This is a genomic window from Amycolatopsis sacchari (assembly GCF_900114035.1).
Taxonomy (GTDB): Bacteria; Actinomycetota; Actinomycetes; order Mycobacteriales; family Pseudonocardiaceae; genus Amycolatopsis_E; species Amycolatopsis_E sacchari.
The window spans coordinates 1-12,070 of the sequence record NZ_FORP01000041.1 but is presented as its reverse complement, the minus strand read 5'-3'; the positions used below and the strand labels follow the sequence as shown (position 1 = coordinate 12,070).

The 12,070-nt window shown below is 70.3% G+C and carries 15 protein-coding genes; 6 read left to right on the top strand and 9 right to left on the bottom strand.

From position 1 onward, the window contains the following. Positions 1–2 precede the first annotated feature (2 nt). Together BMZ92_RS35045 and BMZ92_RS35040 are read left to right on the top strand one after the other, a co-directional pair. Complete coding sequence (locus BMZ92_RS35045; protein ID WP_091516762.1) at positions 3–524, top strand: YflT domain-containing protein; 522 nt, start codon at positions 3–5, stop codon at positions 522–524. A gap of 92 nt (positions 525–616) precedes the next feature. Further along, the gene (locus tag BMZ92_RS35040) at positions 617–805 is read left to right on the top strand and encodes a DUF3072 domain-containing protein (protein ID WP_091516760.1); all 189 of its coding nucleotides are present in this window, start codon (positions 617–619) and stop codon (positions 803–805) included. 586 nt (positions 806–1,391) lie between these two features. Here BMZ92_RS35040 and mutM read toward each other — a convergent pair. From mutM to rsmD, 8 genes are all read right to left on the bottom strand, one after another. Further along, a complete protein-coding gene (gene mutM, locus BMZ92_RS35035) occupies positions 1,392–2,258 on the bottom strand; it encodes a bifunctional DNA-formamidopyrimidine glycosylase/DNA-(apurinic or apyrimidinic site) lyase (RefSeq protein WP_091516757.1) in 867 nt (288 codons plus the stop codon). A 145-nt stretch (positions 2,259–2,403) separates the two neighbouring features. Continuing rightward, positions 2,404–3,153 (bottom strand): ribonuclease III, encoded by a 750-nt coding sequence (gene rnc / locus BMZ92_RS35030; protein ID WP_091516755.1) that lies wholly within the window; start codon positions 3,151–3,153, stop codon positions 2,404–2,406. A gap of 12 nt (positions 3,154–3,165) precedes the next feature. Further along, the gene (rpmF, locus tag BMZ92_RS35025; protein ID WP_091516752.1) at positions 3,166–3,348 is read right to left on the bottom strand and encodes a 50S ribosomal protein L32; all 183 of its coding nucleotides are present in this window, start codon (positions 3,346–3,348) and stop codon (positions 3,166–3,168) included. 71 nt (positions 3,349–3,419) lie between these two features. Further along, the gene (locus BMZ92_RS35020; RefSeq protein ID WP_091516749.1) at positions 3,420–4,007 is read right to left on the bottom strand and encodes a YceD family protein; all 588 of its coding nucleotides are present in this window, start codon (positions 4,005–4,007) and stop codon (positions 3,420–3,422) included. A gap of 53 nt (positions 4,008–4,060) precedes the next feature. Further along, the gene (locus tag BMZ92_RS35015) at positions 4,061–4,780 is read right to left on the bottom strand and encodes a DivIVA domain-containing protein (RefSeq protein WP_091516747.1); all 720 of its coding nucleotides are present in this window, start codon (positions 4,778–4,780) and stop codon (positions 4,061–4,063) included. 89 nt (positions 4,781–4,869) lie between these two features. Beyond that, positions 4,870–5,286 (bottom strand): guanyl-specific ribonuclease, encoded by a 417-nt coding sequence (locus tag BMZ92_RS35010; RefSeq protein WP_091516745.1) that lies wholly within the window; start codon positions 5,284–5,286, stop codon positions 4,870–4,872. A gap of 54 nt (positions 5,287–5,340) precedes the next feature. Then, positions 5,341–5,832 carry a pantetheine-phosphate adenylyltransferase gene (coaD, locus tag BMZ92_RS35005; protein WP_091516743.1) on the bottom strand — a complete coding sequence of 164 codons (492 nt, stop codon included), beginning with the start codon at positions 5,830–5,832 and terminating at the stop codon, positions 5,341–5,343. A gap of 21 nt (positions 5,833–5,853) precedes the next feature. Next, on the bottom strand, positions 5,854–6,426 hold the full coding sequence (gene rsmD / locus BMZ92_RS35000; RefSeq protein WP_091516740.1) for a 16S rRNA (guanine(966)-N(2))-methyltransferase RsmD: 573 nt from the start codon (positions 6,424–6,426) through the stop codon (positions 5,854–5,856). Positions 6,427–6,534: 108 nt separating this feature from the next. Between rsmD and BMZ92_RS34995 the strand changes: the two genes are divergently transcribed. From BMZ92_RS34995 to BMZ92_RS34985, 3 genes are read left to right on the top strand one after another with little or no spacing between them, the layout of a single operon-like run. Beyond that, on the top strand, positions 6,535–8,652 hold the full coding sequence (locus tag BMZ92_RS34995; RefSeq protein WP_091516738.1) for a HelD family protein: 2,118 nt from the start codon (positions 6,535–6,537) through the stop codon (positions 8,650–8,652). Then, complete coding sequence (locus tag BMZ92_RS34990; protein WP_091516736.1) at positions 8,643–9,644, top strand: LLM class flavin-dependent oxidoreductase; 1,002 nt, start codon at positions 8,643–8,645, stop codon at positions 9,642–9,644. Before BMZ92_RS34995 ends, BMZ92_RS34990 begins: the two co-directional genes overlap by 10 nt. A gap of 30 nt (positions 9,645–9,674) precedes the next feature. Next, positions 9,675–10,001: a YciI family protein gene (locus BMZ92_RS34985; RefSeq protein ID WP_091516734.1), complete on the top strand. Its 327-nt coding sequence runs from the start codon at positions 9,675–9,677 to the stop codon at positions 9,999–10,001. On the opposite strand, the gene BMZ92_RS34980 is transcribed toward BMZ92_RS34985, so the two are convergent. Next, complete coding sequence (locus BMZ92_RS34980; protein WP_245783435.1) at positions 9,942–10,820, bottom strand: helix-turn-helix domain-containing protein; 879 nt, start codon at positions 10,818–10,820, stop codon at positions 9,942–9,944. The genes BMZ92_RS34985 and BMZ92_RS34980 overlap by 60 nt on opposite strands. 125 nt (positions 10,821–10,945) lie before the next feature. Between BMZ92_RS34980 and BMZ92_RS34975 the strand changes: the two genes are divergently transcribed. Then, entirely contained in the window at positions 10,946–11,806 is an 861-nt protein-coding gene (locus BMZ92_RS34975; protein ID WP_091516730.1) for an aldo/keto reductase family oxidoreductase, read from the top strand. The last annotated feature ends 264 nt before the right edge of the window (positions 11,807–12,070 follow it).

The window sequence follows — 12,070 nt, the reverse complement described above, 5'->3', positions numbered from 1 at the left end:
AGATGACCCAAGCTTTCACGCAGACCGCTTTCAGCAACGCCCCCGCCACCCCGCAGCTGCCGACGCTGCCGACCGGCTGGCCCATCGGGTCGTACGCCTCGTACGAGGAAGCCCAGCGGGCCGTCGACCACCTTGCCGACAACGACTTCCCGGTAGCGGACGTCACGATCGTCGGCGTCGAGCCGATGCTCGTCGAACGCGTTGCCGGCAAGCTCAGCTGGGGCAGGGTGCTCGGCAGCGCCGCGATGTCCGGCGCCTGGTTCGGCCTGTTCGTCGGCCTGCTGCTGAGCATGTTCAGCACCGGGGCCGGCCTCCTGCCGATCCTGATCGGGCTCGTCGCCGGCGTCGCGTTCAGCATGGTGTTCGCGGCCGTGAGCTACGGAGCCACCCGTGGCCGTCGCGACTTCGTTTCGCACAGCCAGCTGGTGGCCCGCAGGTACGACGTGCTCAGCCAGCCGCGTACCGCCGAGCGCGGCCGTGAGCTGCTGGCCAACCTCGCCGCCCGCAGCGCGCTCAACAGCTGATCCTCCCGTCCCAGGGCCCCGCGTCGACCGGCGCGGGGCCCTCGTCGTGTCCGCCAGGATTGGCTCGCGGACAGGATGGGTACTGGGAACACATGAGCGAAAACCCGGAGAAGGATCCCGAAGACTGGACCACGGGCGAGGAGCCGATGACGGGCCCGCAGCGCTCGTACCTGCACACCCTCGCCCAGGAGGCACAGGTGGAGGTACCGGAGAACCTTTCGAAGGCAGACGCGTCGAAGCTGATCGACGAGTTGCAGCAGAAGACGGGGCGAGGGGCGTGAGGGCGTAGGCCCCCGAACCCCCGAGAGTTGGGTGATCATCCCGTCGCCTGACACCGGGCGATAGGCACCAACCGCAGGCGACGGGATGATCACTCAACTCGACCACCTGCCCGAGGTGAGATCCCTTTGGGGTCCATCATCCTGGAGCCTGCCCGCCGGCCAATACCGCTAAGTTAGTACGTTTTACCTGGTCAGGGCGTTACCGGAGGCTCTGTTCAGTCGTTCCCGCCGGTTAGGCGGTTCTCCACTTGAGACAGTCGCCGTTGCGGTTGAGGGGAATCTTCAATTGAGGCAACTGTTCTGTCGGGGTGTGACCGCTCTGTGGGCGACGCCTCCAAACGCCTCTGAGCTGCGGAAACTCGCCTAAACTTAGCGGTATTGCCCGCCGGCGAGGCATTCTTTTTTCTTTTCTCTTTGCTCGCCTGAGTGCCCGGGTACCGGGGTTCACCAGGCGCGGAGCGCCCTGCTCGAGCGGCCCCCCGCCCCGATCCTTGAGTGTTCACAGCTGGGGATCGGCGCGGGGGTGGGTGTGGGCGGTGGGGCCGCTTCCGTTGCGTTGCCGGGTGTCCGCTGTGTGTGGTTGTGGCTACTTCCGGTTTGTCCGTGGCCGTGGTTGGCATTTCGGGCAGTAGTACGAGGACCTGTTCATGAAGGGTTCTCGGCGGATGGGGGTTCCGCAGCGGGTGCAGGGGCGGTCTGCCTGGCCGTAGACGTTGAGGGAGCGGTCGAAGTAGCCCGACTGGCCGTTCACGTTGACGTACAGGGCGTCGAAGGACGTGCCGCCCGCCTGTAGCGCTTCACCCATGACTTCGGTTGCCGCTTCCAGGAGGGCTGTCCCCTGTGCGTTGGTGAGCTTCTCCGTGGGGCGGGACCAGTGGAGCTTCGCCCGCCACAGCGCCTCATCGGCGTAGATGTTGCCCACTCCGGAGACCAGGGTCTGGTCGAGCAGCGCCCGCTTGACCTCCGTGCGGCGGGAACGCAAGGCGCGCACGGCCTGCTTCGGGTCGAACGCGGGGTCCATCGGGTCACGTGCGATGTGGGCGATGGGGGTCGGCAGCAGTTCGCCGTCCGTGGCCACGAGATCGGCCAGCGCGAGACCGCCGAAGGTGCGCTGGTCGACGAACCGCAGCTCCGGCCCGTCGTCGTCGAACTGGACTCGGACGCGCAGGTGCTTCTCGTCGGGCGCGCCCTCCGGCTGGACGAGCATCTGCCCGCTCATGCCCAGGTGCGCGAGGATGGCCTCCTTGTCGGACAGCTCCAGCCACAGGTACTTGCCGCGCCGCCGCGCCGCCTCGATCCGGGCCCCCGCGAGCCTGCCGGTGAAGTCCTCCGGGCCCAGCGCGTGCCGCCGGATCGCCCGGGGGTGCAGCACCTCGACCCGCGCTATGACGCGCCCCGCCACGTGCGCCTGCAACCCGGCGCGCACGACCTCGACCTCGGGAAGTTCCGGCACCCCTCCAGGTTACTGTCCCCACCGAAGGCGGAACCGCGCTGACGCCACTGCAATCGCCCGTGTCGTGCACAAGGTCTTCATCCCGGACCTGGTGGTGGCCCCGAAGACGCACCGGTCGACGCGAACCGGACACCCGGCGCTTCCGCTAGTCCGCGGACGCTTCCTGTTGCGGCTTCAGCTCGTCGTTCAGCGCGCGCCACGCCGCTTCGGCGGCCTTCTGCTCCGCTTCCTTCTTCGTGGTGCCGTCCCCGTGCCCGAGATCCCGCCCCGCGACCAGCACCGTGGCGCTGAACTCCTTGCGGTGGTCCGGACCGGTGTCCTCGACCTTGTACTCCGGCACCCCGAGCCCCGCCGACGCGGTCAGCTCCTGCAGGCTCGTCTTCCAGTCGAGCCCGGCGCCCCGCAACGGGGCCTCCGCCAGCAGCGGGTCGAACAACCGGTGCACGAGCTGGCGCCCGGCCTCGATCCCGTGCGCCAGGTACACCGCACCGATGATCGCTTCGAGACCGTCGGCGAGGATGCTCGCCTTGTCCCGGCCACCGGTCAGCTCCTCGCCCTTGCCGAGCAGCAGGTGCGCACCCAGCCCGCCCTCGCCGAGGCCGCGCGCGACCCCCGCCAGCGCGTGCATGTTGACCACGCTGGCCCGCAGCTTCGCCAGCTGCCCCTCGGGCAGGTCCGGGTGCTCGCGGTACAGGTGGTCGGTGACGACGAGCCCCAGCACGGCGTCACCGAGGAACTCCAGCCGCTCGTTCGGCGGCAGCCCACCGTTCTCGTAGGCGTACGACCGGTGGGTCAGCGCAAGACGAAGCAGCTCGGCGTCCAACTTGACGCCGAGCGCTTCGAGTAGTGGTGTTGGGTCGGCAGCCGGCCCTCCCGGCTTCGACTTACCCCCCATCTCGCGTCAGCCTCAGGCGGGCTCGACGACCTGCCGACCGTCGTACTGGCCGCAGGTCGGGCAGGCCACGTGCTGCGGCTTCGGCTGCCGGCAGGCGCGGTTCTGGCAGGGCACCAGCTGGACCGGGGCCGCTTTCCACGACGACCGGCGGGTGCGCGTGTTGGCTCGCGACATCTTCCGCTTCGGGACGGCCACGACTACATCTCCTCGTTCAAGGTCTGCTCGCTCGCGCGAGCCTGCTTCCAATGCCCACGAGCTGCTGCCCGTCAAGCTTCCTGGTCTGGGCCACCCGCCGGAGAGTCTCCGAGACGCTCGACCAGCGCGGCCCACCGAGGGTCTATGGTCTCATGCCCGTGTCCGGGCTCGAGATCGGCCCACTTGCTCCCGCATTCCGGGCACAGCCCGGGGCAGTCCTCGCGACACAGCGGCACCTGCGGCAGGGCCAGCACGAGCGCGTCCCGCACCACCGGCTCCATGTCGATCCGGTCGTCGACCAGGCGCCCGACCTCGTCCTCCTCGGTGGTGGCGTCGGTGGTCGAGTCGGGGTAGGCGAACAGCTCCGTCAGCTCGATCTCGACGTCGTCCTCGACCGGGTCGAGGCAGCGCGAGCACTCGCCGGTGGTGTGCGCCGAGGCGGTGCCGGTGACCAGCACACCCTCCACGACGGACTCCAGCAGCAGGTCCAGCTCGACCTCGGAACCCTCGGGCACGACGATCACGTCGGGCACGCCCAGCGCCGTGCTCACGGGCACCTTCCGCTGGACGGTACGGCTCAGCCCGGCACGGCGCCCCAGCTCCCGGGTGTCGATGACCCAGGGGTTGCGCGTGTCGAGGGAAATCTTGTCGTCAGACATTTCGGTGCACTCGGATCGTGGTGAGATGGGCAACCCCACCAGCGTACCGGGCCTCAGGGCTGGAAGTCGTAGAGCGGGGTGCGGGAGCTGACGCTCGGCGGGGTGCGCAGGTGGTTGCGGCCCGAATCCACGGTGCGCAGCGTCGTCGACAGCAGCTCGGAGAACTCGGCGAGCTTGCCGTCCACGTAGGCGTCGCAGTCCGCGCGCTGGCGGTCGGCCTCGGCGTGCGCCTCGTCCACGATGCGGGCCGACTCGGCGTGCGCGGCCTGCACGACCTCGGTCTGCGAGACGAGCCTGGCCTGCTCGTGCCTGCCGTCCTCGACCGCACGCTCGTAGGCGGCGCGCCCGGCCTCGATCATCCGCTCCGACTCGGCGCGCGAACGCTCCACGAGGTTCTGGTACTCGGCCTGCCCGGCGGCGACCATGCGCTCGGCCTCGGCGTGCGCGTCGGCCATGATCTGCTCGGCGCGGGCCCTCGCGTCCTCCAGCATCCGCTCGGCCTCTTCGGTGGCCTCGGTGAGCGTGGTCTCGGCTTCGGCGCGGGCGCCGTTGACCATGGCGTCGGACTCGGCGCGCGCCTTGTCGATCAGCTCGTCGCGCTTGTCGAGCACGTCCTGCGCGTCGTCGACCTCGCGCGGCAGCGCGTCCCGGACGTCGTCGAGGAGTTCCAGCACGTCCCCGCGCGGCACCACGCAGCTGGACGTCATCGGCACCCCACGTGCCTCTTCCACGATCGTGACGAGTTCGTCGAGAGCCTCGAACACCCGGTACACGGCAACTCCTTGACTGGCCCTTCCCCGCTGGCTCGTTCCAGTTTGCCGGGTCAGCGGGGAAAGCGCCGGGAGGTGAGCTTCCGGGCGTGTCAAATGTTGATCAGCTTGAAGCTCGCGTAGTGGTCGCCGGTGTAGAAGTACTCGCCACCGGCGCCGGTGATGATCCGGCGGGCGCCGCGGTCGTCGCTGCCGGGGGTTTCCACTGTGTACTCGTGGTAGTAGCCGCTGGAGCAGGCGGGCAGCAGGCCTTCGCGGTTCTGGAAGACCGAACCGTCCTGACGGTACGGGTACGGCCCGCCCCGCTGGATCAGCTCGTAGGTGTCCGTCGCCTCGGGCGGCAGCGAGCCGAGCGAGACGACGCTGAAGCCGGACGTGTCGCCGCACGACGCCTGGGCGATCGAGACCGGGGCCGCGGACGCCGCGGGGGCGGCCGCCCCGAGCCCGGCGAACAGCGTGATCAGCAGGGCGAGCAGGCCGGTAACAAACCGGCGCGGTTTGTCGGTCACTTTCGGACCGTAACCCGGTCCGGTGAGCGCCGGGGAAATCCCCGACGAACGTCGTCAGCCGTCCGAGTTACGTTCCGCCAGCTTCGCCGTGAGCCGCTCGAACACCACGTCCGGGACCAGGTTCTTCACGTCCCCGCCGTAGGTCGCGACCTCCTTGACCAGCGAGCTGGACACGAAACCGTACTGCGGGTTGTTCGACATGAGCAGCGTCTCCACACCCGACAGCTCGCGGTTCATCTGCGCCATCTGCAGCTCGTAGTCGAAGTCGCTGACCGAGCGCAGGCCCTTCGCGATCGCCTTGACGTCGTGCTGACGGCAGTAGTCCACGAGCAGCCCGTGCCACGAATCCACGCGGACGTTGGGCAGCCCGGCCGTGATCTCGGACAACATCGACAGCCGTTCGTCGATCGTGAACAGCCCGCGCTTGTTCTTGTTGATCATCACGGCGACCACGACCTCGTCGAACAGCTTGCTCGCCCGCTCGATGACGTCGAGGTGCCCGTTCGTCGCGGGATCGTAGGAACCGGGACAGACCGCACGCACCATGGCGCGGACGTTACCGCGTGCTCACTGCCCGCGGCGCGGTGAAGTGACGTACTCGGCCCAGTACAAGGCCGTGTCGCCGTGCCGCATGGTCCGCAGTGGCTCGAAACCGGACGGCCAGGACGGCTCGCCGTCCCGCTGCGCGCGCTCGACGACCACGAGCCCGTCCTCGGCGACCCAGCCCCCGTCCGCCAGCGCGCGCAACACCGCGCCGAGCCTGCCCGCGTCCAGCGCGTACGGCGGATCCGCCAGCACCACGTCGAACGGCTTCTCGGCGGGCTGGGCCAGCACGCTTTCCACCTGACCCGCGCGCACCGCGCCGCCCAGGGCGAGTTCCGCCACATTTCCGCGCAGCACCTGCAACGCGCGCCGGTCCGACTCGACGAACACCGCGTCCGCCGCGCCGCGCGACAACGCCTCCAGCCCGAGCGCGCCGGAGCCCGCGTAGAGGTCGAGCACGCGGGCGCCGTCGAGCTCGCCGGCGGCCTGCAGGGCGTTGAACAGGGATTCCCTGACCCGCTCGGACGTCGGCCGCGTGCCCTGCGGCGGCACCCGCAGCCGTCTGCCTCCCGCCCGCCCGGCGACGATCCTGGTCACGCCGCCATCTTCGCAGCCGCGTTTTTGTGGCCGGGACTTGGTGAAGGCTTCCGGGAGCACGCGTAGAGTCGTTCTTCCTGTTGCGGGAGTGAGTCGTAGGAGCGTTGCGTGTCGGAACCCCGGGTCAGACGGGCCGAGATCGCCATCGAGCAAGAGCACGTCGATCGCGTCTACAGCCGGCTCGCGGAACTGCGGGCGCAGGCGGAGGCCATGCGCGCCAAGGGGTACGAGATCGGGCACGGCGCCCAGCGCGAGGCGGTGTTCGAGCAGGCGTCGATGCTGTTCGAGCGGGACATGATGGTGTTCCACGCCAACCAGACGCTGCAGACGCTCGACGCCGAGTACGAGGGCCTGGTGTTCGGGCGCCTCGACCAGGTCGGCAACGAGAAGATCTACGTGGGGCGGCTGGGCATCCGCGACGCGGAGTTCGACAACCTCGTCACGGACTGGCGCGCGCCCGCGGCGGCCGCGTTCTACCAGGCGACCGCCGAGGAGCCGATGGACGTGGTGCGCCGCCGCGTCATCCGCTGCTCCGGGCAGACCGTGCTCGACGTGGACGACGACGTGCTCATCCCGGACGCCGTGCCGGAGGACATGCGGATCGTCGGCGAGGGCGCGCTGATGGCCGCGCTGGGCCGTTCGCGGGGCGAGAAGATGCGCGACATCGTCGCCACCATCCAGCGCGAGCAGGACGAGGTGATCAGGGCGCCGTGGCGCGGCGTCACGGAGATCACCGGCGGGCCCGGCACGGGCAAGACGGCCGTCGCGCTGCACCGCGCCGCGTACCTGCTCTACCGCTACCGCCGCCAGCTCGGCGGCGCCGGCGTGTTCGTGCTCGGCCCGTCCGGCGTGTTCACGAACTACATCTCGCGCGTACTGCCGTCGATGGGTGAGACGAACGTCGAGCTGCGTGCGCTGGGCGAGGTGCTCGACGGCGTCGTGGCGACCCGGCAGGACCCCGCGCCCCTCGCGGCGATCAAGGGTTCGCTGCGCATGCGCAAGGTCTTGACCAAGGCGATGCGTGACACCCCGCCGGACGTGCCGGGCGAGATGCGCATCGTCTACCGCGGCGAGGTCCTCAAGCTGACCACCAAGGAGCTGGAGAAGGTGCGCCGCAAGGTGCACGGCCACGGCGGCCCGCCGAACCGCTCCCGGATCCGCGCCGCCGAGACGCTGCTCGAAGCGCTGGCGGACAAGGCGGAGGAGAACGCGAAGGCCGACGGCCGCACGGTCGACCGGGCGGAGCTGATCACCGAGCTGGGTGAGCGGATCGACTTCCACCGGTTCCTCGTCGTGTGGTGGCCGGTGCTCTACCCCGGCGAGATCCTGCGCTGGCTGGGCGATCCCGCGCGGCTGTCGCGCGCGGGCAAGGGCGTGCTCAAGCGCGACGAGGTGGACCTGCTGGCCGCGTCCTTCGCGGACCGCGAGCGGGACTGGTCGGTCGCCGACGTCGCGTTGCTGGACGAGCTGCGCATCCTGGTGGGCCCGCCGCCGAAGCGGCGCCGCCGGGCGCAGCCGGTCGAGCTGGACGCGGCGCCCGCGGCACGCGGCAGCGAGGGGCAGGGCCCCCACCGGCCCGAGCACTACGACGAGTACTCGCACATCGTGGTCGACGAGTCGCAGGACCTGTCGCCGATGCAGTGGCGGATGATCGGGCGGCGCGGCAAGTACGCGAGCTGGACGGTCGTCGGCGACCCGGTGCAGAGCTCCTGGCCCGACCCGGAGGAGGCCGCGCAGGCCCGTGACCAGGCGTTCGGCCCGCGCACCCCGCGGCGCCGCTACACGCTGCGCACCAACTACCGGAACTCGAAGGAGATCTTCGACCTCGCCGCGAAGGTCGTCGCCGGGCACGCGGGGGCCGACGAGCTGCCCGAAGCCGTGCGCACGACGGGGCTGGAGCCGGAGGTGCGGATCGTCGACCGGGCGAGCGTCGAGGCGTCCACGCAGGCGGCGGCGAAGGAGCTGCTGGACGCGGTGGAGGGCACGGTCGGCGTGATCTGCGCGATGGACCGCGTGCCCGAGGTGCAGCGGTGGGTGCAGGCGGACGAGCGGTTGAAGGTCGTCGGCAGCCTGGACTCGAAGGGCCTGGAGTACGACGCGGTGGTGCTCGTGGAGCCGACCGAGCTGATCACGGAATCCACGACGGGGCGGCGCGTGCTCTACGTGGCGCTCACCCGCGCGACGCAGCAGCTGACGGTGGTGGCCTCCGACCGGGAATGGCTGTGAGCCTGCCGCCGGACGTGCGGCTTTCGGTGCTGGACCTGGCGCCGGTCCCGAGCGGCGGTGACGTGGCGACGGCGCTGCGCAACACCCTCGACCTCGCCCGCCGGGCCGAGCGGCTCGGCTACCACCGGTACTGGCTGGCGGAGCACCACAACAGCCCGGGCGTGGCGAGCGCGGCGACGGCGGTGCTGATCGGGCACGTGGCGCAGGTGACGGAGCGGATGCGTGTCGGCTCGGGCGGGATCATGCTGCCCAACCACGCGCCGATCGTGGTGGCGGAGCAGTTCGGGACGCTCGAAGCGTTCCACCCCGGCCGCATCGACCTGGGCCTCGGCCGCGCGCCGGGCACGGACAAGCACACGGCGCAGGCGATCCGGGGTGCACGGGCGTCGCTGAGCGCGGAGGACTTCCCGGAGCAGCTGAACGAGCTGCTGGGCTACTTCGAGCCGGACGAGCAGCGCCCGGTGCACGCAGTGCCCGCGATCGGCCGCAAGCCGCCGGTGTGGCTGCTGGGGTCGAGCGGGTTCAGCGCGAAACTGGCCGGGGAGCTGGGGTTGCCGTTCGCCTTCGCGCACCACATCGCGGCGCGGAACACCCTGCCCGCGGTGCGGCTGTACCGGGAGTCGTTCCGGCCGTCGGAGGCGCTGCGCGAGCCGTACCTGATGCTCGCCGTGGCGGTCGTGTGCGCGGAGACGGACGAGCGGGCGCGGTGGCTCGCGGGGCCGATGAGGCTGCGGTTCCTGAGCAGGCACCACGGCCGCGCGATCCCGCTGCCCACCCCGGAGGACGCGGCGGCGTACGACTACACGGACGCCGACCGGAAGCTGCTCGACGAGCGGTTCGGGAGCAACGTCGTCGGCTCGCCGGAGACGGTGCGCAAGGGGCTGGGGACGCTGGTCGAGGACACCGGCGCCGACGAGCTGATGCTCACCACGATGGTGCAAGGCCACGCCGACCGCGTGCGCTCGTACGAGCTGGTCGCCCTGCTGCGATGAATTCCGGGGGCGGCCGGGGTCTACTCCGTCATGGCGAAATTCGTGACGATCGGCTACGGCGATTCCGGGGGCTACGAGCGCACCGACCAGCGCGTCCGTGACGCCGCGCACGAGCACGACCAGCGGCTGCGCGAGGCCGGTGTGCTGATGGGCATCGCGGGCACCCCCGTCCAGGTGCGCAACCACGATGCGACCGGGGTGGAGACCGAGAGCGGCCCGTACGTGCGTGCACCGCTACCCGTCGCCGGTTTCGCGGTGATCGAGGCGGCGTCGTTGCACGAGGCCGTCGACCTCGTCTCACACACCCCCTGCGCGGTCGCGCACGGAGTTGTCGAGGTCTGGCCGCTCGAACCCTAGATCCTGCTCGGAGCTGGCCAATGCGGCCAGCAGGGCGAGCTTCTCGGCATCGCTCGTACCCGGTTCGGCGTGGTACACGACGAGCATCTGCCCGTCGGCGCCGCTGATCGCTAGCTTTTCGCGGTGCAGCGTGAAGTCTCCGACCTGGGGGTGGTGCACGCGCGTCGGCGCGCCTTCGCGCAGGTGGACGTCGTGCCGTGCCCACAGCTGCCGGAACTTCTCGCTGGCCAGGGACAGCTCGCCGACGAGCTGCACGAAACGGGGGTCGTCGGTGTCGTTGCCGACCGACTCGCGGAACCCCGCGACGAGCTGGGCGGTCGCGTGCTCCCAGTCCGGGTACAGCGCCCGCTCGGCGGGGTCGAGGAACACGGCGCGCAGCCTGTTCTCCCCCACCCGCAGGTTGGGCGACAGCGCGCCGGCGAGGCTGTTCGCGGCGAGGACGTCGAAGTACCGTCCCTCGACGAACGCCGGGAGCCCGATGACCTCCAGGAGCTGCGCGATGCCGGCGGGAACCGTCTCGCGGCGGGGGCGCCTGCGCCGGGGTTTGGGGGCGGCGAGGCTGATCAGGTAGTCGGTGCCGTCCTGGTCGAGCCGCAGCACGCGGGCGATCGATTCGAGGACCTGGACGGACGGGTTGCGGTCGCGGCCCTGTTCGAGGCGCAGGTAGTAGTCGGAACTGATGCCCGCGAGCATGGCGACCTCTTCGCGCCGCAGCCCGGCGACGCGCCGCAGCCCGCTGACGGGCAGGCCGACGCTCTCGGGGCTGACCAGCTCGCGCCGCGCTCGGAGGTAGTCACCGAGCAGGTTGTTTCCGCTCACACTTCCACGGTAACCCGGGCTGCGGGCCGGTTTCTGTCCCTGACAATCCCAGGATCGAGGGCCTCTACCAGGCATTCTCGGGCGAGTTGCACAGTGGACCTGTCAACCGAAGGAGAGAGGAAACCATGACGACACTTCCCGGTGGCACGTTCCAGCTCGGCGACTTCGAAGTCGCCCGGATGGGCTACGGCGCGATGCAGCTGGCGGGCCCGGGCGTCTTCGGCCCGCCAGCCGACCGCGACGCCGCCGTCGCCGTGCTGCGCGAGGCCGTGGCGCTGGGCGTCAACCACATCGACACGGCGGACTTCTACGGCCCGTACGTGACGAACGAGATCATCAAGGAGGCCCTGCACCCGTACCCGGCGGACCTGCACATCGTCACCAAGGTGGGTGCGGTGCGGGACGCCGAAGGCAACTGGCCCCACGCCCGCTCGCCCGAGGAACTGCGCCAGTCCGTGCACGACAACCTGAAGCACCTGGGCCTGGACGTCCTCGATGTGGTGAACCTGCGCGTCGGTGGCCTCGACGCCCCCGAACCCGGCTCACTCGAGGAACCGTTCACCGCGCTGGCAGAACTGCAGCAGCAGGGGTTGATCAAGCACCTCGGGCTGAGCACGGTCAACGCGGAGCAGATCGCGGAGGCGCAGAAGATCGCACCGGTCGTGTGCGTGCAGAACATGTACAACGTGGCCCACCGCACCGACGACGCGCTGATCGACTCGCTCGCGGAGCAGGGCATCGCCTACGTGCCGTACTTCCCGCTGGGCGGTTTCTCCCCGCTGCAGTCGGAGGAACTCAACACCGTCGCGAAGCGCCTCGGGACCACCCCGCTGGCCGTGGCGCTGGCCTGGCTCCTCCACCGCTCGCCCAACATCCTGCTCATCCCGGGCACCTCGTCGGTGGAGCACCTGCGGGACAACATCAAGGCAGCGGAGCTGGAACTGCCCGAGGAGGAACTCAAGGCCCTGGACCGAATCGGACAGTAGGAGAACGGCGGTAGGCCCCACCCCCACCCACCCACCCACACAACCGCGACCCGGCAACGCGAACGCGAGCGGCCCCACCCACCACACCGCCCACACCGCACCCGGCGACGCGAACGCGAGCGGCCCCACCGCCCACACCCACCCCCACACCGATCCCCAGCCTCATTAGGGGACTGTTTCAAGATCGGTGTTTCTGGCCCGACACGCCCGGGCTGAGGTCCGGCGGGATGGGCGCTGTGAGTGATGACATCTGGGGCTGTGACT